General features: G+C 60.0%; 24 protein-coding genes. 14 read left to right on the forward strand and 10 right to left on the reverse strand.

The genetic code is table 11. The annotated features are described in order from the left end of the window. Position 1: 1 nt before the first annotated feature. From rsxB to AAHA39_RS08850, 5 genes are all read right to left on the reverse strand, one after another. The gene (rsxB, locus tag AAHA39_RS08830) at positions 2 to 580 is read right to left on the reverse strand and encodes an electron transport complex subunit RsxB (RefSeq protein WP_041208548.1); all 579 of its coding nucleotides are present in this window, start codon (positions 578 to 580) and stop codon (positions 2 to 4) included. Between the two features lie 2 nt (positions 581 to 582). Beyond that, positions 583 to 1,164, reverse strand: a complete 582-nt coding sequence (gene rsxA / locus AAHA39_RS08835) for an electron transport complex subunit RsxA (protein WP_042031202.1) — start codon at positions 1,162 to 1,164, stop codon at positions 583 to 585. A gap of 209 nt (positions 1,165 to 1,373) precedes the next feature. After that, entirely contained in the window at positions 1,374 to 3,617 is a 2,244-nt protein-coding gene (locus AAHA39_RS08840; protein WP_342690012.1) for a DUF2357 domain-containing protein, read from the reverse strand. A 181-nt stretch (positions 3,618 to 3,798) separates the two neighbouring features. Then, a complete protein-coding gene (locus AAHA39_RS08845) occupies positions 3,799 to 5,553 on the reverse strand; it encodes an McrB family protein (protein WP_320656173.1) in 1,755 nt (584 codons plus the stop codon). Positions 5,554 to 5,557: 4 nt separating this feature from the next. Then, positions 5,558 to 6,631 carry a DNA cytosine methyltransferase gene (locus tag AAHA39_RS08850; protein WP_076493702.1) on the reverse strand — a complete coding sequence of 358 codons (1,074 nt, stop codon included), beginning with the start codon at positions 6,629 to 6,631 and terminating at the stop codon, positions 5,558 to 5,560. Positions 6,632 to 6,799: 168 nt separating this feature from the next. On the opposite strand from AAHA39_RS08850, the gene AAHA39_RS08855 reads away from it, so the two are divergent. The 4 genes from AAHA39_RS08855 (at position 6,800) to rluF (ending at position 9,962) form a co-directional block, all read left to right on the forward strand. After that, positions 6,800 to 7,294 carry a very short patch repair endonuclease gene (locus tag AAHA39_RS08855; RefSeq protein ID WP_202043942.1) on the forward strand — a complete coding sequence of 165 codons (495 nt, stop codon included), beginning with the start codon at positions 6,800 to 6,802 and terminating at the stop codon, positions 7,292 to 7,294. A 153-nt stretch (positions 7,295 to 7,447) separates the two neighbouring features. Then, positions 7,448 to 7,915, forward strand: a complete 468-nt coding sequence (locus AAHA39_RS08860; RefSeq protein ID WP_320656172.1) for a hypothetical protein — start codon at positions 7,448 to 7,450, stop codon at positions 7,913 to 7,915. Positions 7,916 to 8,140: 225 nt separating this feature from the next. Next, positions 8,141 to 8,509 carry a VOC family protein gene (locus AAHA39_RS08865; RefSeq protein ID WP_040067818.1) on the forward strand — a complete coding sequence of 123 codons (369 nt, stop codon included), beginning with the start codon at positions 8,141 to 8,143 and terminating at the stop codon, positions 8,507 to 8,509. A 433-nt stretch (positions 8,510 to 8,942) separates the two neighbouring features. Continuing rightward, a complete protein-coding gene (gene rluF / locus AAHA39_RS08870) occupies positions 8,943 to 9,962 on the forward strand; it encodes a 23S rRNA pseudouridine(2604) synthase RluF (protein ID WP_320656171.1) in 1,020 nt (339 codons plus the stop codon). A 67-nt stretch (positions 9,963 to 10,029) separates the two neighbouring features. Here the strand turns inward: rluF and AAHA39_RS08875 are convergent, their stop codons facing one another. Together AAHA39_RS08875 and AAHA39_RS08880 are read right to left on the reverse strand one after the other, a co-directional pair. Continuing rightward, the gene (locus tag AAHA39_RS08875; RefSeq protein ID WP_320656170.1) at positions 10,030 to 11,304 is read right to left on the reverse strand and encodes an MFS transporter; all 1,275 of its coding nucleotides are present in this window, start codon (positions 11,302 to 11,304) and stop codon (positions 10,030 to 10,032) included. Continuing rightward, a complete protein-coding gene (locus tag AAHA39_RS08880; RefSeq protein WP_320656169.1) occupies positions 11,297 to 11,827 on the reverse strand; it encodes a nucleoside deaminase in 531 nt (176 codons plus the stop codon). Before AAHA39_RS08880 ends, AAHA39_RS08875 begins: the two co-directional genes overlap by 8 nt. 109 nt (positions 11,828 to 11,936) lie before the next feature. Here AAHA39_RS08880 and AAHA39_RS08885 point away from each other — a divergent pair, with 109 nt between their 5' ends. Beyond that, the gene (locus AAHA39_RS08885; RefSeq protein ID WP_320656168.1) at positions 11,937 to 12,779 is read left to right on the forward strand and encodes a LysR family transcriptional regulator; all 843 of its coding nucleotides are present in this window, start codon (positions 11,937 to 11,939) and stop codon (positions 12,777 to 12,779) included. Between the two features lie 76 nt (positions 12,780 to 12,855). Here the strand turns inward: AAHA39_RS08885 and rsmS are convergent, their stop codons facing one another. Together rsmS and AAHA39_RS08895 are read right to left on the reverse strand one after the other, a co-directional pair. Next, entirely contained in the window at positions 12,856 to 13,011 is a 156-nt protein-coding gene (gene rsmS / locus AAHA39_RS08890; RefSeq protein WP_139395023.1) for a pleiotropic regulatory protein RsmS, read from the reverse strand. Positions 13,012 to 13,105: 94 nt separating this feature from the next. Further along, a complete protein-coding gene (locus tag AAHA39_RS08895) occupies positions 13,106 to 13,573 on the reverse strand; it encodes an acyl-CoA thioesterase (RefSeq protein ID WP_005337580.1) in 468 nt (155 codons plus the stop codon). A gap of 148 nt (positions 13,574 to 13,721) precedes the next feature. Here AAHA39_RS08895 and AAHA39_RS08900 point away from each other — a divergent pair, with 148 nt between their 5' ends. Then, positions 13,722 to 14,360 (forward strand): tellurite resistance TerB family protein, encoded by a 639-nt coding sequence (locus AAHA39_RS08900; RefSeq protein WP_320656167.1) that lies wholly within the window; start codon positions 13,722 to 13,724, stop codon positions 14,358 to 14,360. A gap of 69 nt (positions 14,361 to 14,429) precedes the next feature. Here the strand turns inward: AAHA39_RS08900 and AAHA39_RS08905 are convergent, their stop codons facing one another. After that, positions 14,430 to 15,848 (reverse strand): aminotransferase-like domain-containing protein, encoded by a 1,419-nt coding sequence (locus tag AAHA39_RS08905; protein ID WP_320656166.1) that lies wholly within the window; start codon positions 15,846 to 15,848, stop codon positions 14,430 to 14,432. 122 nt (positions 15,849 to 15,970) lie between these two features. On the opposite strand from AAHA39_RS08905, the gene AAHA39_RS08910 reads away from it, so the two are divergent. The 8 genes from AAHA39_RS08910 (at position 15,971) to AAHA39_RS08945 (ending at position 22,460) form a co-directional block, all read left to right on the forward strand. Further along, positions 15,971 to 17,542, forward strand: a complete 1,572-nt coding sequence (locus tag AAHA39_RS08910; protein ID WP_156853427.1) for a cytochrome ubiquinol oxidase subunit I — start codon at positions 15,971 to 15,973, stop codon at positions 17,540 to 17,542. Next, on the forward strand, positions 17,542 to 18,681 hold the full coding sequence (gene cydB / locus AAHA39_RS08915; RefSeq protein WP_320656165.1) for a cytochrome d ubiquinol oxidase subunit II: 1,140 nt from the start codon (positions 17,542 to 17,544) through the stop codon (positions 18,679 to 18,681). Before AAHA39_RS08910 ends, cydB begins: the two co-directional genes overlap by 1 nt. Before the next feature lie 16 nt (positions 18,682 to 18,697). Then, positions 18,698 to 18,808: a cytochrome bd-I oxidase subunit CydX gene (gene cydX / locus AAHA39_RS08920; RefSeq protein WP_041208534.1), complete on the forward strand. Its 111-nt coding sequence runs from the start codon at positions 18,698 to 18,700 to the stop codon at positions 18,806 to 18,808. 112 nt (positions 18,809 to 18,920) lie between these two features. Then, a complete protein-coding gene (locus tag AAHA39_RS08925) occupies positions 18,921 to 19,886 on the forward strand; it encodes an MBL fold metallo-hydrolase (RefSeq protein WP_320656164.1) in 966 nt (321 codons plus the stop codon). Continuing rightward, positions 19,879 to 20,211, forward strand: coding sequence for a hypothetical protein (locus tag AAHA39_RS08930; protein ID WP_201908065.1), 333 nt, complete (start codon positions 19,879 to 19,881; stop codon positions 20,209 to 20,211). The genes AAHA39_RS08925 and AAHA39_RS08930 overlap by 8 nt, the downstream gene beginning before the upstream one ends. Beyond that, the gene (locus AAHA39_RS08935; protein WP_320656163.1) at positions 20,199 to 21,056 is read left to right on the forward strand and encodes a DUF692 domain-containing protein; all 858 of its coding nucleotides are present in this window, start codon (positions 20,199 to 20,201) and stop codon (positions 21,054 to 21,056) included. The genes AAHA39_RS08930 and AAHA39_RS08935 overlap by 13 nt, the downstream gene beginning before the upstream one ends. Further along, a complete protein-coding gene (locus AAHA39_RS08940) occupies positions 21,049 to 21,813 on the forward strand; it encodes an HvfC/BufC family peptide modification chaperone (RefSeq protein WP_320656162.1) in 765 nt (254 codons plus the stop codon). Before AAHA39_RS08935 ends, AAHA39_RS08940 begins: the two co-directional genes overlap by 8 nt. A 38-nt stretch (positions 21,814 to 21,851) precedes the next feature. After that, positions 21,852 to 22,460, forward strand: a complete 609-nt coding sequence (locus tag AAHA39_RS08945; RefSeq protein ID WP_005337566.1) for an HvfX family Cu-binding RiPP maturation protein — start codon at positions 21,852 to 21,854, stop codon at positions 22,458 to 22,460. Positions 22,461 to 22,471 lie beyond the last annotated feature (11 nt).

A 22,471-nucleotide genomic window follows, 5' to 3' on the forward strand; every position in this document is an offset into this window, starting at 1 on the left:
GTTACTCCACCAACCTGACCGGAATCTTGCCCGGAACCTGCACGTTATTGAGATCCCACTTCCAGTTATCGACCGTGGTGGGCACCGGGATCATCTCGATGCAGTCGGTCGGGCAGGGATCGACACAGAGATCGCAACCGGTGCACTCGCTGGCAATCACGGTATGCATCGCCTTGGTGGCGCCGACGATGGCGTCCACCGGGCAGGCCTGAATGCACTTGGTGCAGCCGATGCACTGATCTTCGTGGATAAAGGCGACCTTCTTGACCGGCACTGCGGCCTCGTCGCTGCCGCCCAGCGGCTGGGGTTCGACCCCCATCAGGTCGGCAATCTTGCGCATGGTGGCTTCGCCACCGGGTACGCACTTGTTGATCTGATCGCCGTTGGCAACCGCCTCGGCGTAGGGTTTGCAGCCGGGATAGCCGCACTGGCCACACTGGGTCTGGGGCAGCAGGGCATCGAGTTGATCGACGATGGGGTCTGCTTCCACATGAAACTTGACGGCGGCAAAGCCCAGGATAATCCCGAACGCCAGCGCCAGCAGGGTCAGCACCAGAATGGCAAAAAGAATATGGATCATGGTTATATCTTGATGAGGCCGGTAAAGCCCATAAAGGCCAGAGACATCAGACCGGCAGTGATCATGGCAATGGAGACCCCGCGAAACGGCGCGGGCACATCGGCGGCGACCAGACGCTCGCGCATGGCGGCAAACAGGATCAGCACCAGCGAGAAGCCGGTGGCGGCACCAAAGCCGTAGATCACGCTCTGCACGAAGTCATGACGCTCGTTGATGCTCAGCAGCGCCACCCCGAGCACCGCGCAGTTGGTGGTGATGAGGGGCAGGAAGATCCCCAGCAGGCGGTAGAGGGTCGGGCTGCTCTTGCGCACCACCATCTCGGTAAACTGCACCACCACGGCGATCACCAGAATAAAGGCGAGGGTGCGCAGATAGGCGATCTCCAGCGGCACCAGAATGTAGTGCTCCACCAGATAGGAGCAGGCACTGGCCAGGGTCATCACGAAGGTGGTGGCGAGCCCCATGCCGATAGCGGTTTCCAGCTTGCCCGAGACCCCCATAAAGGGGCAGAGGCCGAGGAATTTCACCAGCACGAAGTTGTTAACCAGCACTGTGCCGATCAATAAAAGCAGGTATTCAGTCATCGAAGGTCGGGTATCCGGTTTGAAGGCCGCAACATTATCTGATGTTAGGGCACGTTAAACAACCGCAAGGCCGCATGGTTATTATGCAACTGGATAATTTAGCCGGGGTTTTGGGGTCAGATCGCGGCACTTTTACTCATGGTCATGCGAGGCTGTAATCCCGGTCTGGCCAACAGCGCAATGGCCAGGCCGGGATAGCCGTAAGGTGTTCAGGCTGGATGCATGCGCAATAATTCCCCGTAATAATCCGGCAGTGCCGCAAACCCGGTCAATTCACTTTGCAATTCTGCCAGTCTGGTCAGTCTCATGGCTGCTCTGAAACTTGCCGCATCCAGCTGTGTCAGAGGGTGGAGCAATGAAATAGAGGGCCCCAGCTCCAGCAACCAGTAAGGATTCACATTCCCCTCGGCCAGCGGTGTACCTGTCTGCTCTTCGGTCAGTTGTTCCCTTCGCAGCTTCCGGCATGTCAGCACAGGCCAGACACGGGTTACCTCACGCGTCAGGCCATCGGCCGCAAGGGTCGCTACGGCCAGATAGCTGATTTCGTTCATCAGCTGATCATCGTAACGAGTGGCAATGGTTTCGGCAGGGGTGTGATACCAGCGGGCAGAGCCATCACGAAATGCATCGAAGTAGCTCGCTGGGCGGCTGTTTTCCAGTGCGGTCGGAATGACCAGGGTGAGATCATGGTGGCGGACCTGCTGCATCCCCAGGGTGGCAATCCGGCTGGGCTCTTCCAGATAGAAGTGGCCCGAGTGGATGGCAGGATAGCGGAACTCTTCCCCCGATTTACCCAGCTTTTGCTCAAGGAAGGTTTGCAGCCAGCAAGAGCCGCTGTGATCCTCTGCTGGCAACAGGGCAAAGGCACCGATACCAATCCGGTCGATCTCCTCCTGATAGGGATTTTTCGTTCCGGGTTGCTGGCTCATAAAGCCCGGATAGAGCGCAAAAGCGCCAAAGGTGGGGCGGCTTGGTATCGGGTCATCCTGTTGCTGATAGAGCAGAGCATCGCGATAACGGTGCATCTGGTTGATAGCATCATCGGGCACCCTGTCTCTCGGATCATCTTGAGTGCCATTATCGACCCGGTACTTGGCATCAAACAGCCAGATAAAGGTGTCGCCACTGCCAGTGGTGGCTTCGATCAGAATGTCCGGCTTTTGGGGAACCAGCAGGGAGTGAACCGGCTTGTTGGTCTTGTGAAATCTGGGTTCATGGGCCAGCTTGAGCCTTACACCGTCTGCTGCACGAAGGTACTCCCAGCAGTATTTCATCCCCTCGGCCAGCCGGGTATCCCAACCATCGCGGGTGAAGTTAAAGGCTGGTGTTTTCACCTCGGTAAATCCCAGCGTCAGGATAATCCGGCGCACCTCGATCACGCACCAGAGCTCGTAGAGCTGATCCATGCTGCGCACGCCGGCCACGGCATCATTTCCCAACGCATCGAGATAGAGGCGCAGTTGCTGCCAGACCCGGTAAACCGTGCTATAGCCGCTCTTTTGCTGCAGTACCAGAGACTCGCGTTGTAGCACCGTCGCCGGACCTATCTCCTGCATCAGGGGGTGAGCCAGCGCCTGATCCAGCGGTTTGCTCCACGCCTTCAGACGGTCAAAAAAGGCTCTGGACAAGAGGGTGCGATCGCCCTGTTGTGTCAGCTGTTGCAGCATCCTTCCGGCGCGCTCCAGCACAAACTTGATAAAGCGGTTTTCCGGGGTATCCGTGGTCAGTTGTTTACGTTCCACCCGGTATCTGCGCTCGATACCGTTATCCAGATCCTGGCGGATCTGTTCGGCCTGCTTCGGGCGTGGCGGGCGCTTCATTCTGGCGGCCAGCAGATATTCGGTCTTGCTTTGCAGCCTGCTGTGGGGCGCATTGATGATCTGGCGGATCCCCCGCTCAAGGTCCTTGTGCAGGGCTTCGAAATGGGCAAGCCAGAGCAGGGGGAACGGTTCGGCCTTGCGCTGGCTGCGCCCCCCTTGCTGACTGGTCGCGCTGTTCAGGGTAAAACGCCAGTAGGGGTACTGCTCATCCAGCACCCGATGGATCAGCGGCACATCCCGGCGGATATCCAGCTTGACCGGGTAGACCTCGAACCAGAGCGTCAGCTGAACGCGAGCGGCTTTTCCTGCAGCCGATTTCGGCTGATAAGAGAAGGGAAGTGCAAGTGTGCCTACTTCGTTGCCGGTATTGAATCCCCCCAGCAGCTCCTGCGATCCACGCCTGCTTTTGAAGCGAAACGACTCGCAGATCCGTTGCAGATGATGCTCCAGCCGCGGCGCATCACTTTCCTCGCTAACACAGTGAAGAAACTCCCATTCGAATTCGTAAAAGCAGTTTTCAAACAGCAAAGGCGCGGGCAGAACCAAAGAGGTGAATACCTTGCCAACGGCCAGATCATGTGGTTTGCCTGCAACTTCAGCGCGGGTAATCGACAGAGGTTGTGAGAAACGCACAATAGGAGGCTCATTGCTGCCAGCGCTCGCCAGCAGGCCCGATTTATCACGCTCTTGTTGATGATGGGCGCGGGTGGCTTGTAACTGCTGACAACGTTCTCGAACCGTCTTCTCATTTGCGTAGATCCGTAAAATCCAGTCACGGCTCTGCAGAGTAAACAGGCACTCCATCACAACCCCCTTACGGCCAGAAGCTGGTAAAGCACTGCCGTGCCAGCCGCTCTTTCATCCAGGCCAGTTTCTTCTTGCTGCGGCAGGGGACGTGCGGAGTTTCTGCGGGGACGGAATTTTCACCGGCGGCAGCCTCCTTGCAGTTAAACAGGTCAGGGCGTGTGCCATCCCAGTGACTACCAAATTGTGCTGCCAAAGCCTTTTCCAGATCTGTCAACAGATTGGGCTCTGTCTGGCTGCTCTCAGTCGACTTGTCGCTATCAGCAGTCTGATGGCTGCGCAACTTGTTGCTATCTCCCTCAATGCGCGGCAATACCTTGCACATCATAAAGTCATCCCAGATGGCGACCAGTTCTGCGGTATTGGCGGGGTGATGGGCCAGCAGGGCCAGCATCAGCTCGTTCAGGGCGCGATAGGCCAGTTCGAACGGGCTCTGTTGCAGCACCTCGTTGACTGCCTTCAGGAAGGTGACGCTCTCTTTACTGTATTGCTCCAGCTCGGGAACTTCAGTGATGGCCCGCCCGTCTGACCAGGTCGGATAACCCAGCCGTTTTGGCTGCAATGCCGATGCAAAGTAGGCATCGAAATCGTTGGGGAAGAACTCGTTAAAGTCGAAGGTGAGGGCCCTGTCGATCACCTTGCGGGAAAAGCCGTGGGTGGTCTCGTCCATATTGACGGTACCGGCCACCATCAGGTTGAAGGGGATAGCGATACCGTGCTGGCAGAAGCTGGCCCAGATCTGCTGATGTAGGGCAATATTCAGGTCCAGTCCCAGTTTTTCCGCCAGTTCGGTACGAGCGTTCTGATCCAGTTGCTGGCTAAGCGTATCTGCTTTGAGCAGGGGATCGCACTGGTAGACATAGCCGTAGTCCACCCCTTCATTGTCGTTAAATGCAGTCAGTTCGGGTGAGGTATACCAGTGGCGGGTCTCCAGTACCGATAGATAGTCGGCGAAATATTGTTCAACCGGCGCCAGGTTCATCTCGTCGAGGCAGAGCCAGAAGGGGGGGATATGGTCCAGTTGTTCCTGGCTCAGACCAATCTTGCCATCGGCTCTCACTTCGCCAATACGCTCGTAAATATGGATCCAGGCTTTGGTAATAAAATGCAGCACCGGCGTTGATACATACTCCTTTTTACCACTGATCCTGGAGATATAGCCCAGCAGATCGGAGGGTTCGTGCCAGTCTGGCCGTACAGGTACCAGGCAGTAATTTTTCTGGCCTGGATAGTCCTTGACCTGCTCACGAATAAAGCGGGTTTTCCCTGTGCCTGAAATACCTGCTAACAAGAGAAATGGTTTATATGAACTCAGGTTTAAAGCCTCGTTAGTGGCAAAATCATCATTATCTGATTTGAATTCTTCGCCACTAACATCGCATATTTTTCCAGTGTCATGAATCCATTTGTTAAAATATTGTATGACTTTATTTTTCCCTTTGTTTCTTCCCGTCTTTGCTTTCATGTAACCAATATGTGATGTATGGCAAAGTATAGTTTCTATAATTGTCCTGTCATTTCCACTACTATTGAAAACAGTATCGATATGGATGGGCTTATTCTGTATTAGCGCATCTATAGCAAGTTTGAATCTATCGAACGAGATATTTACAACATCAGGGCCGCGAGTAGCAGAAATTATTTTATCATTCTGGTTGATATCAATGATTTTTGTCGTTTTCTCGCTCGAAATATATTTCAGATTATTGCCTTTTAAGGCAATAATCTCATCTAAAATTTCGTCAAAGATGATGTCACTACTCATTAATTCACTCCATGAAATCAGCGATAGTTTTTGCTATACCATATGAGAATTTATATGGAACCCCATTACCAATTGTTTTGAACATTGCCGAAAGAGTCATTGTTGGAGGCAATTCAAACTCTTTTGGCAGTGACTGAATAGCCAGAGCCTCTGCTGCAGAAATCCGCCGAGGTAACCATGGGTGTAAATGCACTTCGTTATTGCCATAGGCCGCAGTAGGTGAATATCTCCAGCGATGTAGTCTTTTGTATGACTTTTTGGTGGTATCACCCTCTTCTATCACCATGAACTTGGCCAGACCTGCTCTGGGAGTAAAATAATGCTGACTATTAGGATGTTCATCCACATTATTCTCTTTAAACCACCAGCTTACGGTTAATTCCTCTGGTACTTCAGCTTTGCTGGGGGTTGAGTTGAATGGGGTTTGGGTTGGCCAAGGATAATTAAATGCCATCTTGTTAGGGTATGGCATATATCTCTCCCAAGAAAAGCTACTCATTGCTTCATCTACATGGTTTAAGGAACCAAACATGATGATGCGGTCTCTATCTTGGGGGGCGCCAAACTCAATTGAGTTTATTAGCCTCTCAGTAATAGCGTAACCAGTATCTTGAAGCTGTTTTTTTATTGATTCATAAAACTCACGGTGTTTTTTTGTGCGCCACAAGCCTTTGACATTTTCGAAAACAAACCAATCTGGCTTGTTTTTAATAATCAAATCTACATATGACTTGGAAAGACGGCCATTCTCACCATCGTGACCTTTATTCTTTCCTGCAACCGAAAAGTCTGGGCATGGTGGACCACCAATAAAGCCAACAGTCTCTGACTTGCTTCTTGCACTACTTACCATTGTCTTAAGCTCTGAGCTTAAAGGACCATCGAGAAAGTCATCTATGGAGTTCAAAAAATGACCAAACTCAGGTTCCGGGATACCCATTTTCTTTCTGCTGTATTTGTATGCATTGAGAAAATCTTTGTTCAGTTCATTAACGAAAACGACATTAAATCCTGCTTTTTCAAAGCCGAGATCCAGAAAACCGGAGCCTGAAAAAAAAGAAAAAACAGAGTGGTTCATTGATTGATTCTCTTGGTAATGAATTTTTGAGCTGGATAGTCAGTAGTTATGAAGCTCTTTGAATGCATCGAAACTGTGTGATGTATATCCAATGACAGTACTAAAATCTCGTTGATTAACTGTGCGTTTATACAGTAAATGGTGCTGATTCACAAGCGAGGCGACATTGTGACAGATATCGTGAAGCCCCAAAAGCGTAGCGAGATGATGGCCGGTATTTGTAGCCGGGATACCCGTCCCGAGAAGCGGGTGCGCGCCATGTTGCATCATGCCGGGTTTCGCTATCGCTTGCACAATACCGCCTTGCCAGGCAAGCCGGATCTCTGGCTGGCGCGCTACCGTGCCGTGATCGAGGTGAATGGTTGTTTCTGGCATGGTCATGATTGTCATCTCTTCAAGCTGCCATCGAGCAGAACCGACTTCTGGCAAGCCAAGATCGCCAGTAATCGTGCGCGTGATGCCCGTCATCTGGCCGAGCTGGACAAATTGGGTATCCGCCGTCTGATCATCTGGGAGTGTGCCCTGAAAGGGCGTCTGCGCCATGATCCGGAACGACTGCTTCTGGTTATTAGCTGGTGGCTGACCAGCGGCATCAGTCATGGCGAGATTGCTGGTGGCCGTGAACTGCAGATCGCCATGGATCATTCCCGTCCATATAACTGACCGGATAGCACTCTCGACCCAGCTTCCACCGCGTGTGAAAAGTAATTATTTTTTGTTGCCAAATCAGTAAGCTGTTGTCGCCTGTTACTCGTTTGAAAATCGCCCCGGTTTTCGGTAATAAAGCCCGGCAGTGACAACCACAGGGAGGTGGTGATGGATCCGGTTTCCTATCTTTTTTCGGCTTATCTCAATCTGGTTCAGCAGCAGATTTCAGATATCTATGGCACTGAGCTTAAAACGGTTGCGGTGCAGTATGAGGGGGAATCAGTACCCTTCTCGTTTCAGCTCTGGCAGATCCAGCAGCCGAGCGTTTGTCGTCCCTACGAGCAGGATGTGCGGCGCTTTAGCCAGTGCACGGTCAAGGCTTCGGCTCTATTTCACAAGCTGTGTGATGACTTGACCCGGCAGGATGACAGCAGTTGGCAACTGCCCAAATATCGCGGCATGTATTGTTCGGCCGCCGTCAGCTACAGGCCCATGATTGCCGAGATTGGGAATGCCAAACAGAGTCCGGCCAAGCTGGCAGAGCGGGCCTGCAATCAGGCGATTCTGGCAGCGATGGATAGCGAAGATGAAACCCTGCTGGCCCAGCGGGACAAGGCATGTGCCGCAGTGCGCTGATGGAGATTTATCGCGCCCGCCAAGTCGTCGGAGCATCTTTGCGCGCCATACCACAGTCGCGGGTGGTTTGGCCCGGTATGATGGAGGAGCTAGCGGGGCGTTCCTGTATCTGTGATGTCTATGGCAAACGAGCGGGGATGCGCTGGCAAGGCGGACAGCCGGGTTGGCTGCCTGCATGTTTATCACCACCGGCCGCGTTGCCGGCATCAGCACCAGGAGGGAATCATGATCAGCCATATCGACCATCTGGTATTGACGGTAAGTGATATCGAGCGCGCCGTGGCGTTTTACAGCTCGGTGCTCAATATGGAGGCCATCACCTTCGGTGCGGGGCGCCGGGCGGTGGGGTTTGGCAACCAGAAGATCAATCTGCAACTGCTTGGGCAGGAGCCGCGCAACCGGGCGCAGGTGGGGTCGGGGGATGTCTGCCTTATCACCCGCTGGCCGCTGGAGCAGGTGATGACTCAGCTTGCCTGCCACGGGGTGGAGATTGTCGAGGGGCCGGTGACCAAAAGCGGGGCTTGCGGGCCCATCGAGTCCATCTACTTCCTCGACCCGGATCAGAACCTGATCGAGATAAGTCGCTACCCCTGAGTCCGCCGCGACAGAGGGAGTTGGGTTGGCGTATCAACCGCTGGCCCCGGCCGCTGGTCGGGGCGCTATCATTCCCTCGTTTGTCTCTCTTGGCGCGCCCCGCGCTCGCCATTGCCGGCGCCTTTGCTGGCCGTGAAATCGGTTAACCCCGTTTGCCCCATAACCCCTGATGCGGGGCTTGGTGCTGTGAGCTGGCCCGCAATTGTGTCGCCGGTGCGCTGGAGTTGGCGATAATCCGGCGTGCTGTGGCGGGCGATGTGGTAATGTGTCGCACTTTTTTGCCGGATGGGCCGGCATTGGCCTCGTTGAAATTGGAGCCGTATGCAAAAAAACGACGTAGTGGAGAGGGTGATGCCGCAGATCATGTGTCCGGCATGGCCGACGCACGCAACCGTACAACAGGATGGGGTTCAGCCCCTCTGGCAGGTGACTCATGCTGGCTAACGAATCCATGCGCCTGAACAAATACATCAGTGAGAGCGGCATCTGCTCGCGCCGCGAGGCTGACCGCTTTATCGAGCAGGGCCACGTCTTTATCAACGGCAAGCGCGCCGGGATTGGCGATCAGGTGCAGGTTGGCGATCTGGTCAAGGTGAACGGTCAGGTGATCGAGCCGCGCGAGGCTGACAGTCTGGTGCTGATCGCCCTCAACAAGCCGGTGGGCATCGTCAGTACCACAGAGGCGGGCGAGAAGGACAACATCGTCGATTTCGTCAACCACAGCACCCGGGTCTTCCCCATCGGGCGGCTCGACAAGGATTCGCAGGGGCTGATTTTTCTCACCAACCACGGCGATCTGGTCAACAAGATCCTGCGGGCGGGCAACGATCACGAGAAAGAGTATCTGGTGACCGTCGACAAGCCGGTGACCGACGAGTTTGTGCGCGGCATGGCGGCCGGGGTGCCTATCCTCGGTACTGTGACCAAGAAGTGCAAGGTGAAGAAAGAGGCGCCGTTCGTCTTTCGCATCACCCTGGTGCAGGGGCTTAACCGCCAGATCCGCCGCATGTGCGAGCACTTCGGTTTTGAAGTGACCAAGCTGGAGCGCATTCGCATCATGAACGTCAGCCTCAAGGGGCTGCCGGTGGGCGAGTGGCGCGATCTGACCGACGATGAGCTGATCGATCTGTTCAAGCTGATTGAGGACTCCTCCTCCGAGGTGAAACCGGCCAAAGGCGACAAACCGAAGGCGGCCAAGGCCCCTGCGGCGCAAACCGCCAAACCGGGGCAGGGCAAGAAGCCGCGCCGCGATGACGATCACGAGATTGGCGGTCGCCCGAATGTGCCGGGCCCGGAAGCTTTCGAGAAGAAGCTGCCGGTGGGCAAAGGTGCCGCCAACAAGGGCGGCGCTGGCAAGGGCAGTGCAGGCAAAGGGGCTCCCGGCAAGGGGGGTAAACCGGCCGCAGGCAAGCCGCGCACCGCTAACACCGGACGGCAGAAGAAGGGGCGCTGAGTTGCCCCTCTGAGCGGCGTCAGCCTCGTCTTGTCACCCCAACACTGTTATCCCCAACACACCGGCCTCAGGCCGGTGTGTTGCTTTGGGCCGCAGCGCTGGTTGGGAGGGGCGCGGAAAGGGGCGGCTCGCTGGCGGTCGGTAACTTCATTACGCGAGGGTAGTGGCGCGGGTCGAGGCGCAGCACCAGCAGGCTCATCAGCAGCAAGCCCCCCAGCTGCCACTGCCAGGCGGCCGCGAAGTCGCCGAACAGGTGATAGAGGCGGGCGGCGACCCAGGGGCCGGTGGCCGCCAGCATAAAGCCGAAGCCCTGCATCAGGGCGCTCAGGGTGCCGGCGCGGCGCGGATCGGGCAGGTGATCGAGCGCAATCACCATGATCAGCGAAAAGCTGCCGCCAAGACCGGCGCCGCACAGCATGCACCAGAGGATCGGGGCACTGGCTGGTGCCAGCCAGAGGCCGCCAAATCCCGCCAGCTGCATGGCGATGGCAAGCCCCATCCACGGCCGCCGATCCAGATTGCGGGCGGCCAGCAGCGGCAGGCCGAGGCCGCAGGCGGTCTGCGCCAGCGCCAGCCAAGCGACCAGCTCGCCTGCCTGCGCAGCGTTCCACCCCTGCGCCATATAGGCAGGGGCCAGCCAGGCCACCACTATGCCGTAGCCGCTGTTGATGATGCCAAAGCAGACGATCAGCAACCAGCTGCGGGGCAGGGTGAGCAGCCGCTGCTCGCCGTGGGGGATCGCGACCGCCGCGGTGCTTGGCAGACGCACTTTCCACCCTAGCCAGCCGAGGGCCAGCAGCAGCGGCAGGCTCCAGAGCGCCAGTGCCTGCGACCAGTCGAGGCTGGCCGCCAGCCTTGGGGTGAGACTGGCCCCCAGCGCGCCGCCCCCCATCATGCAGGCAGAGAAGATCCCCATCACTTGCGGCACCTTGCTGGCAAAGTGCTGCTTGATAAGGGCGGGCAGCACCCCCTGTACCAGCGCCGAACCCAGGCCGCAGAGGGCGGCGGTGGTGATCAGCAGGGCGCCGCTCTGGGCATCAAAACGCAGGGCACTGCCCGCCGTGAGCAGTAGCAGGGCCAGCCCCAGCAGGGGGGTGGCGCTGGCAAGGCTGCGCAGGCGCGGGGTGAGCAGCACGCCGACCCCGATCAGCCACAGCGGCAGCAGGGTGAGCCAGGCCAGGGTATCCATCCCGAGCGACAGGGCGCGGCCAATCTCGCCGCTCAACGGGCCGATGGCGGTAAGAAAGGGGCGCAGGTTAAGGCCAGTCAGGATCACCAGCACCAGCAGGGCAAACTGCTGGCGGCGCGCCTCTGCCGGGCGTTCGCTTGTCCCCTTACTCATGGTCAGGCGCTGCTTGTGTGGCTTGTTGTAACTGGGAGCCGTAGAGATCTGCCGCCGTCAGGGTCACGGCCAGTTTGACTAGCGGCAGAGGTGGCGGTGCCAGCGGCAGCCCCAGCTTTTGATAGGCGGCGGTGCTGTCAAAGCCGAACGGCGCTGCATCGGCGTTATCAAAGGCGTAGTAGACGGCGGCGATGCCGTTCATCACCAGCGCGCCGAGGCACATGGGGCAGGGGTGGCCGCTGGCATAGACGGTGGCGCCCGCGAGCGGCCCGCTCTGGCTTGCCTTGCGCAGCGCCTCCAGCTCGGCGTGACGGGTCGGATCCCCATCCAGATGGATGCCGTTGACCGCGCTCGCCACCAGTTGCTCATCGCGTACCAGCAGGGCGGCGAAGGGACGGCCCCCCTGCCGGTGATTAGCTCTGGCCAGTTGCACCGCCTGCTCCAGCCAGCGCTGATGAGTCGGGAGGGTGGTTGATGAGGGGATCGGGCGGGCGTTGGCAGAGGCAACAAGGGGCGCAGACATGATGAAAAACCCTGATTTGACTAAACAAATGCCAGCCTAGCGGCGAAACAAGCCATTTGGAAATTAAATGATAAAATGAGTTTCAGTGGTTTTATAAATGGAGAAACCCATGCTGGATCCCCTGTTACTGCGCAGTTTTGTCGCCATTATCGACACCGGCAGCTTCACCCGGGCCGGTGAACGGGTCCATCTGACCCAATCCACCATCAGCCAGCAGATGCGCAGGCTCGAACAGCAGATCGGCTGCCCGCTGCTGGACCGCTCCGGTCGGCAGGTGGTGGCGACGGCCGAGGGGGAGCAGCTGTTGGGGCTGGCCCGCCGCATTCTGGCGCTGCTGGCACAGGCCGAGGAGCAGGTGAGCGAGGGGAGCATATCGCTCAGCCTCGGGGTGCCGGAGGATTTCGCCGCCGGTGCCATTACCCCGGTGCTGGCCGCCTTTGCCCGCGACTACCCCGAGGTGCGGCTGGAGGTGGAGAGCGGCCTGAGCCACCACATCTGGCAGCGCTTCGTGGCGGGGGAGCTGGATCTGGCGCTGGTCAAGCAGGTGCGCGGACAGGGCTCGCCGCTCGCCAGCTGGAGTGAGCCGCTGGTGTGGGTAGATAGCCGCGACTGGCCAGCGAAGGGGCGTGATCCGCTGCCGCTGGTCGCCTTCCCGAGCGAAGGGCTATATCGCCAGCAGATGACCGAGGCGCTCGATGGTCTGGGTCGGCGTTGGCGTATCGCCTATGTCAGCGCCAGTCTCGCCAGTTTGCAGGGGGCGGTGAGCGCAGGCATTGGCGTGAGCTTGCTGCCCAAGCGGCTGATGCCCGCCGATCAGCTGTCCCTGACCCAGTGGCCCAAGGTGGCATCGGTGGAGCTGGCGCTCCATGCGGCAAAGGATGGGGGTGAACCGCTCAGCCGCCTGAGTTCGGCCCTGATCGCCCTGTGCGACGAGGTGATGGGGCCGCAGTGAGTGGCTATGTGGGGAAAAACTTCTGTGGGGAAAAACTGAAGTCGGAAAGATAAGGCGGAAAAAGTGCGGGGAGGGATCAGTGATCCTTCCCCTCCGCCAGCTTGCGCTCGTAGTCATTTTTTACGATGACCAGCGCCGCCAGCACCAGCTCGGGGGCCAGCTCATTGGTTTCCAGCAGTTCAATCAGATCCACCGCGAGTTTTACCTCGGGCGGGGCAGTTTCCAGTGACATGGGCAGCGTTCCGGTTGCGGGAAGAGGGGGGATTATACAGGGGCGCCGCCGTTGGCCGAAAGCGCCCGCTCTGTCGGGTTGTGAGCCACGAAGGTCAGAGGTGCTGGCGCATCTCCTTGTCGATCTCCTCGCGCAGGGCGATGAGCTTTTTGGCGTACTGCTGCAACTGCAGATCGCTCTCGCTCACCGGCTGCCACTGGGGGACCGGGGTCGGTTTGCCCTGCTCATCCATCGCCACGAAGATGATGATGCAGTGGGTGGTCTTGTGGCGCTCGGTCTCGGTGGGGTGGCGGCTGTAGACATCTACCGCCAGATGCATGCTGGTGGTGCCGGTGTGGATCACCTGGGCGTGCACCTCCACCAGCTGGCCAATCTGGATGGGGCGCAAAAAGCGGATCCCCCCCACATAGACGGTCACCGCATAGCCGCCGCACCAGCCGGCGGCGCAGGCATAGCCCGCCTGATCGATCCACTTCATCACCATGCCGCCATGCACCTTGCCGCCGAAGTTGACGTCGGAGGGTTCGGCCAGAAATTGCAGGGTCAGTTCGCGATTGGGCACAGTCACATCCTTATTGCCTGAAGGGTTTCCCTGAGCTTTGCCCCATCGGCCTGCCCGGTCAAGGGTTCATCCCCGATTCAGGGGGGCGGGGTCACTATCTGGCTCTATTCATCCCGATTTCACTTTTTTGACCCGCAGGAGTGACACCATGAAACAGATGCTGGAACAGTTGCTGGGGGCTGGCAAAGGCTGGCTCAACGAAGGCGGAGACAAACGCAAGGGGCAGATGCAGGGGGCGCTGGCCGGCGGTGCGCTCGGTCTGCTGCTGGGCAACAAGAAGATGCGCAAATATGGCGGCAAGGCCGCTTCCGTGGGTGGCGCTGCGGCCCTCGGCGGGCTGGCCTACAAGCTCTATCAGGATTGGCAAGCCCAGCAGGCGGCGCCCGCCCAGCCGACCCATCCTGTCAGCACTCTGGAAGGCAATGCGCTGGATGCCCGCTCGGCTCTCTTGGTGCGCGCCATGGTGGCGGCAGCCCGGGCCGACGGCCATATCGACGGCGCCGAGCGCCAGAAAATTCAGGAGTACCTGACCGAACAGGGCCAGAGCGATGCCGCCCGCTGGATTGACGCCGAGCTGGCCCGCCCCCTCGACCCCCACGCGCTGGCGCGGGAAGTGACCGACATGGAGCTGGCCACCGAGATCTATCTCGCCTCCCTGCTCGCCATCGAGGTGGATCACTTTATGGAGCGCGGTTATCTCGACGAGCTGGCGCGCGCCCTCAAACTCGATGACAACCTCAAGGGCAGCATCGAGCGGCAGGTGGCCCAACTTAACGCCCCCGCCTGATACCCTCACCGCCATGGATTGCCGATAACGCCCCGTTCAAGGGGCGTTGTTGTTTCTGCGCTTTGGCGATCACCCCTCTGTTGCCAGCTGCCGGTTTATCAGGCCCGCAAGCTGGTGGAGCGCGTGCTCCAGCTGATCGCTCCAGGGATGGGAGCTGTTGAGGCGCAGGCAGTGGTTGTGCTGCCCCTGACTGGAGAAGAGGGCGCCGGGGGCGATGGAGAAGCCGCAGTCGAGCGCCATGGCGTGGAGGGCACGACTGTCGAGGCGGGGCGCAAACTCCAGCCAGAGAAAGTAGCCGCCATCGGGGGAGGAGATCCGCACCTCGCCCGGCAACAGTCGCTGCAGCGCGGCCCGCATCTGCTGTTGGCGCTGGGCCAGAGTGTGGCGCAGGCGGCGAAAGTGGGCATCGACCCCGCCCTGGCGCAGCATTTCGGCCAGCGCCAGCTGGCTAGGCACATTGGTGGAGAGGGTGGACATCAGTTGCAGCCGCTGGATCCGCTCGGCATGGGGCCCCGCCACCACCCAGCCGACCCGAAAGCCCGGCGCCAGACACTTGGAGAAGGAGCTGCAGAGCAGGCTGTCACCGCGCTGATCCCAGTGCTTGATGGGTTTGGGGCGCTCGCGGCCAAAGTAGACCTCGGCATAAACGTCATCCTCCACCAGCGGCACCTTGTGGGCGTTGAGCAGCGCCATCAGCCCCTGTTTGTGCGCATCGGGCATGGTGTGACCCAGCGGGTGCTGCACATTGCCCATCAGCCAGCACGCCTTGATCGGCATCTGGCTGAGGGCATCTTGCAATAGCGCCAGATCGATACCTACCCCGGGGATCACCGGGATCTCCACCGCCTTGAGCTTCAGCCGCTCGATAGCCTGCAGGGCGCCATAGAAGGTAGGGGACTCCACCACCACCCAGTCACCGGGCTCGGTCAGCACCTGCAGGCTGAGGGAGAGCGCCTCCATGGCGCCGGTGGTGATGATGATCTCCTGCGGGTTGATGGCGACCCCGTCGCTGGCGTAGCGCTGGGCGATGGCGCGGCGCAGCGCCTCGTTGCCGGGGGGCAGGTCGGCCACCGTGCTGAAGGGGTCGAGCTTGCGCATACAGCTGGCCAGCGCCCGCCCGAGTTGGGGATGGGGGAACAGGGTCGGGTCGGCCACCGACATGCCAAGGGGCACCAGTGCCCGCGATTTGCTCGCCTGCAATACCTCGAACACCAGATCGTTGATATCCACCGAACCGCTGTAGTGGGTCTGGCTCGGGGTGTGGCGCGCCACCTTTGGCGAGGCGGCCTTGACGTAGTAACCGGACTGGGGACGGGCGAGGATCCGCCCCTGACTCTCCAGCAACTGATAGGCCTGCAGCACCGTCATCGGGCTCAGGTTGTGGGTCTTGCAGCTCTGGCGGATGGAGGGGATGCGCTCCCCCGGTTGCCAGATGCCGTCATCGATCTCGCGGCTCAGGCGTTCGGCCAGTTGTTGGTAAAGAGGCATGATCTGGATCAACTGTTATAGGTGCTATTCACTATAACTGCATCTGTTATAGGTGTCATGACCCGTGGTGTACTTGTCCCGCATGAAACGTGCAAGGCAAATACAACAAAAGAGAGTGACGCATGATCAATCCGGATGACGTGGTCAGCCTGTCGCGCCTGCAATTTGGCGCCACGGCCCTGTTCCACTTCCTGTTTGTCCCCCTCACCCTGGGGCTGTCCTGGATCCTGGTGATCGCCGAGTCGGCCTATGTGATGACCGGCAAGGTGATCTATCAGGACATCACCCGCTTCTGGGGCAAACTGTTTGGCATCAACTTCGTCATGGGGGTCACCACGGGGATCACCATGGAGTTCCAGTTCGGCACCAACTGGGCTTACTACTCCCACTATGTGGGGGACATCTTCGGTACCCCGCTGGCCATCGAGGGGCTGATGGCCTTCTTCCTCGAATCGACCCTGGTGGGGCTCTTCTTCTTCGGCTGGGACAAGCTCTCTCGCGGCAAGCACCTGCTGGTGACCATGCTGGTGGCGCTCGGCTCCAACCTCTCGGCGCTCTGGATCCTGATCGGCAACGGCTGGATGCAAAACCCGGTGGGGGCCGAGTTCAACCTGCTGACCCAGCGCATGGAGCTGGTGGATATCGCCGCCGTGCTGCTCAATCCGGTGGCGCAGGTGAAGTTCGTTCACACGGTGGCGGCGGGCTATGTGGCCGCCTCCATGTTTGTGATGGGGGTGAGCAGCTGGTATCTGCTGCGCAAGACGGAAGTGCAGTTCGCCCTGCGCTCTTTCGCCATCGCCTCCGGCTTCGGGCTGGCCGCCATCCTCTCGGTCATCGTGCTCGGGGATGAGTCTGGCTATCGCACCGGTGAGGTGCAGAAAGTGAAGCTTGCCGCCATCGAGGCGGAGTGGCACACCGAGCCAGCGCCTGCCTCCTTCACCCTGTTCGGCTTCCCGGATCAGCAGGGGGAGACCACTCACGCCGCCATCAAGATCCCGTATCTGATGGGGATCATCGCCACTCGCTCCCTCGATGAGGCGGTGACCGGCATCAAGGATCTCAAGGTGCAGCACGAGGCGCGCATTCGCAGCGGCATGGTGGCGTCCGGTGCGCTCGAACAGATCCGCGCCGGCAACGACTCGGCCGAAAATCGGGCGCTGTTTGCCAAGCACGGCAAGGATCTCGGCTACGGTCTGCTGCTCACCCCCTATGCCAGCAATATCGCCAAGGCGGGGGAGGCGGAGATCGCCAAGGCGGTAGAGGACTCCATCCCGCAGGTGGCGCCGCTCTTCTTCGGTTTCCGTCTGATGGTGGGGCTGGGTGTCGCGATGCTGGGGCTGATGGTGGTGAGCTTTATCCAGCTCTGCCGCAACCGGCTGCAGAGCTCGCCACGCCTGCTCAAGACCCTGCTCTGGAGCATTCCGCTGCCCTGGATCGCCATTGAGGCGGGCTGGTTTGTGGCCGAGTTCGGTCGCCAACCCTGGACCATCAGCGACGTGCTGCCGGTCTCGGCCTCGGTCTCCCTGCTTACCCCGGGCCAGCTCTGGTTCAGTCTCATCGCCATCTGTTCCATCTACACCCTGTTGCTGGTGGTGGAGCTCTTCCTGCTGCGCCGGGTGATCCGCAAGGGGCCCGCCATTCTCCATACCGGCCGCTACAGCGGTGAACAACCCGAACTTGCGAGGATCGCCTGATGGATTACGCAACCCTGAAACTCATCTGGTGGGCGCTGCTGCTCTTCATGATGGTCGGCTTTATCGTGATGGATGGCTTCGATCTCGGCATCGCCATGCTGCTGCCGGTGGTCTCGCAGGATGACGACGACCGACGGCTGGTGATCAACAGCGTGGGGCCGGTGTGGGAGGGCAATCAGGTGTGGCTGATTGCCGGTGCCGGCGCCCTGTTCGCCGCCTGGCCGCTGGTCTATGCCGCCGCCTTTTCGGTGCTCTATATCCCCATGGTGGTGCTGCTGCTCGGCCTCTTTCTGCGCCCGGTCGGCTTTGACTACCGCAGCAAGCTGACCGACCCGCTCTGGCGCCGCTGGTGGGATCGGGCGCTGGTGGCGGGCGGCCTGATACCGACCCTGATCCTCGGCGCCGCCATCGGTCTGGTGATGCAGGGCTTGCCGTTTCGCTTCGACACGGCGCTGCGCCTGCACTACGGCGCATTCGACTTCCACTGGGGCTGGCTGCTCTCGGTGCTGGCCACCGCCATCACCTTGCTGCTGCTGCACGGCGCCAGCTTTTTGCAAGCCAAGGTCACGGGGACGCCCGCGCTGCGCGCACGGGGTATCGCCATCCTGCTGACCCCGCTGGTGACCTTTTTCTACCTGCTGGCCGGTTGGCATCTGGTGGATCTGCAGGGCTATCAGCTGACCGGTCTGGCGGGTCAGCCCTTTGACGGCAATGCGGTGCTGAGCCCGCTGATGAAGGGGGTCACCCCCCATGTCGCCGGTTGGCTGCGCAACTACCACGAGCAGCCGCTGCTCTGGCTGGTGCCGCTGATTGGCGCGCTGGCGCCGCTGGCGAGCGGGATCGCAGCCTGGCTGGAGCGCGGACGGCTGGCTCTGGTGGCAAGCGCCGCAGCCTGCATCGCCATGCTTTGCTCGGTGGCCATCTCGCTCTTCCCCTTCGTGCTCCCTTCAACCCTTGATGCCGCGAGCAGCCTGACCCTGTGGGATGGCACCTCCAGCTACAAGACGTTGGCCATCATGTTCGGCATCGTGCTGGTGCTGATGCCGGTCAACCTCGGCTACACCGGCTGGGTCTATCGGGTGGTGCGCGGCAAGCTCGACCGCGCCCGCATCAAGCGCGACGGCTATCAACTCTACTGACCATAAGGAGGACGCCATGTGGTACTTCACCTGGATACTGGGGCTCGGCTTTGCCCTGCTGCTGGGGCTGTGCAATCTGCTCTGGCTGGAAGCGCGCTGGGAAGCGGCTGACCGCGACCAGATCTGATCTGCGGGGTTGACCCGCATGCCCGGTCGGGCTGCCAGTGGCGCAGCCCGATCACCCACCCTGCCACTTCACTGACAGTCGCGAACTGTCACTCAACCGACAGGTAATCAATATGAAACAGACATTGAAAGCGGTGGCGCTGGCCATCGGCTGCGCCCTTGCCGCCGCGCCGGCGGGGGCCGCCAGCCAGGGCGTACAACTGACGCCACTGGACAAGAACTTCACCCTGCAGGTGCTCGGTAGCGGCGGCCCCATCTCCGACGATCAGCGTGCCTCCTCCAGCGAGGTGATCTGGTGGAAGGGGAAATCCCGCATCCTGATCGATGCCGGTGGCGGCGTCTACCTGCGCTTCGGTCAGGCGGGGGCCAAGCTTGAAGAGGTCGATTTTATCGGCATCACCCACTTTCACACCGACCATGTGACCGACCTGCCCGCCCTGCTCAAGGGAGCCTACTTCTTCGAGCGCAGCGATCCGCTGGATCTGGCGGGGCCCGAGGCGGGCTCGGCCTTCCCCAGCATGAGCGGCTACTTTGATGCCCTCTTCAACAAGGAGAAGGGCGCTTATGCCTACCTGAGCGGCTTCAAGGATGGCACCGATGGCCTCTTCCCCATCACCTTGCACGATGTGCCCTACCAGAGCCCGCAGCCTCACACCGTCTATCAGCAGGATGGGCTGACCATCACGGCGCTCGGCATCCCCCACGGTGACGTGCCCTGTCTGGCCTATCGCATCGAGAGCACCGAGGGGACCATCGTTATCTCGGCAGATCAGAACGGCAGCAATCCGGCCTTTGTGCCGTTTGCCAAGGGGGCCGACATTCTGGTGATGCCGCTCGCCATCCACGAAGGGGCCGACCCGGTCTCCGCCTCGCTCCATGCCAAGCCATCGGTGGTAGCCAAGATTGCCGCCGAGGTGAACCCCAAGCTGCTGGTGCTCAACCACTGGATGGGGTTGGGGCTGAGCCGCAAGAGCGAGGCGCTCGACATCGTCAAGTCGCAGTTCCGCGGTCAGGTGATTGCCGCCCGCGATCTTTCCAGCTACCCCGTTTCATCCGTGAAGGAGTCCACCCATGAGTAACCCAAGCAGCAACAAGACCAACAAACTGACCCTCTCCATCGCCATGACCAGCCTGATTGCCCTGACCCCGGGGCTGGCGCTGGCGGCCACCCCGAGCGATGCACCGGTCAAGGCCGCCCCCAGCGAACAGCACGGTGGCAAGTGTGCGGCGGGCAAGTGCGGCACCGAGAAGCGCTTTGAAAAGCAAGCCCTCGACAGTGACCCACAGGGGCGGCTGGTGCGCGCTCGCGACGGCAAGTGTGGCGTGGCGGGAGAGGGGATTGATAGCGACAGATCCGGTACCAACAGCGGCAGCAAGATGACGGAGGGGGTATGTGGCCAATAAGCTCCCGCAGTCGGGGGATCGGGCTGCGTCAGGAGCATCTGGATGCGCTCTGCTCCGGCCCCGTCCGCCCAGGCATCGACTTTCTCGAGCTGGCGCCGGAGAACTGGATGGCCATCGGCGGCGCCAGGCGCGAGCAGCTGCATCAGCTGGCCGAGCGTTACCCGCTGGTGGCCCATGGCCTCAGCCTCTCCCTCGGCGATTGCCAGCCCCTCAATCGCACTTTGCTCAGCCAGATCCGTACCTTTCTGGATGAGTTCGGTATCGGGATCTATAGCGAGCACCTGAGCTTTTCCCGCGACCAGCAGGGCTATCTCTACGAGCTCTTACCAGTGCCGCGCCAGTGGGAGAATATCCCCTATCTGGCCGAGCGGATTGAGCAGGTGCAGGAGGCGCTGACCCGCCCGCTGGTGCTGGAAAATATCTCCTACTACCACGGCTATGACCACGAGATGCCGGAGGAGGATTTTCTCGCCGAGCTGGTGGCGCGCAGCGGCTGCGAGCTGCTGCTCGATATCAATAACGTTTTTGTGAACAGCCGCAACCACGGTTATTGCCCCAAGCGGATGATCGCCGGGCTGCCGGGCAGTGCGATCCGCTATTTCCATATCGCCGGTCATCTGGAAGAGGCGGATGGCACCTTGCTGGATACCCATGGTCGTCCGATATGTGAGGAGGTGGTGGCGCTGGCCCGTTATACGGTGCAGACCCACGGCCTGCGCCCCCTGCTGCTGGAGCGGGATCACCATCTGCCGCCGCTGGCAGAGCTGGAGGCCGAGCTGGCGCGGGTGCACGGCGCCTGTTACGAGGCGATCGACCATCAGGTGCGGGAGGTGCGCTATGGATAGACGGTTATCTCTTATCAGCACGTCCAAAACGGCGCCGCAGCGGATGCAGCAGCAGACCGCCTGGCTGGCGAGCCGGGTACGGCTGCCGCAGGATGGCATCGCCAGCCACTATGCCCGCAGCGTGCGCGCCAATGTGGAGTCGGTGCTGGAGAGCGCTTTTCCGCTCACCCACGCTCACTGGGTGCCGGTGGACAGAGGGCAGCTGGTGGAGGGCTTTGTCATCGCACACGGCGCCGAGGCCCCCGAGTTTCACCATATCGCCACCGAGTTTGTCCGCTATGTGCAACATCGCCACGGCGAGGGCTCTCTCAACTGGCCCAGGCAGCGGCTGGCGCTGCTGGAGTACGAGTGGGCCTGCCTCTGTGTCGAGATTGATGAAGGGGTAGTGCCGCAAGTTATATCGGGGGTTGAGGTGACGGCGGAGAGTCCGCTTGTGCTCAATCCCACCCTGCAACTGCTTGAACTCCCCTTTGCCATTCGTCGCAGCGGGGTGGTGCCGACCCGGCAGGGCAACCACTTCTATGGCCTGTTTCGCAGCCCGGATCATCAGGTGGTGACCCAGCGCTTGCGCGAATGGGACGTGGCGCTGATCCAGTTGCTGCAACAGCAGCAGGGGATCACCCAAGCCGCATTCCAGCAACAGGTGCAACAGGTTCGCAGCGACTTTGATCTGATCGAGTGGGCGCGCCATTTTCACCGGCTGGGTCTGCTGATCCTGCCCGTCGGCGAGCGCCAGTCCGGCGCCCCTGTGCCCTGACTTAGGTCCTCATTTAGCAAACACCAAGGAGAATTCCCATGAACAACACCCTGATCCAGTGGTACGAGCGGGCGGTGGCCCAGTGCAAGCGGCTCGATTTTTTGGCCCTGCTGGCTATTCGCCTCTATCTCATTCCGGTCATCTATGTGGGGGCCCACTCCAAGGTGATGGGCTTTGCCGGCACGGTTGCCTGGTTTGGTGCCCCAGTCTCGGAAGGGGGGCTCAACCTGCCGTTCCCGACTCTGCTCGCCTTTCTGGCAGCGGGCACCGAGGTGCTGGGCTGCATCTGCATCGCCCTTGGCCTCTTTACCCGCATCATGGCCATTCCCACCATCTTCCTGATGAGCGTGGCGAGTGCCATGGTGCACTGGAAGCACGGCTGGGACGCCATCGCCACCGGCAGCATGGAGGCCACTGTGCGCCTCAACGGCTTTATTGAGTGGCTGGCCGCCAACTTCCCCGGTCGCTACAACTACATCACCGAGCTTGGGGATCCCGTGATGCTCAACAACGGGATGGAGTTTGCCGCCACCTACTTCGTGATGCTGTTGGTGCTGCTGGTTTACGGCGGGGGTCGCTACGTCAGCCTCGACTACTGGCTCAAGCGTGCCGTGACCGGCAAAGCAGGCGTGCAACAGGCGGCATAAGGCTTGTCCAC

The sequence above is a fragment of the Aeromonas sp. SE22 genome (assembly GCF_038739755.1).
In the GTDB taxonomy this organism is placed as follows: Bacteria; Pseudomonadota; Gammaproteobacteria; order Enterobacterales; family Aeromonadaceae; genus Aeromonas; species Aeromonas jandaei.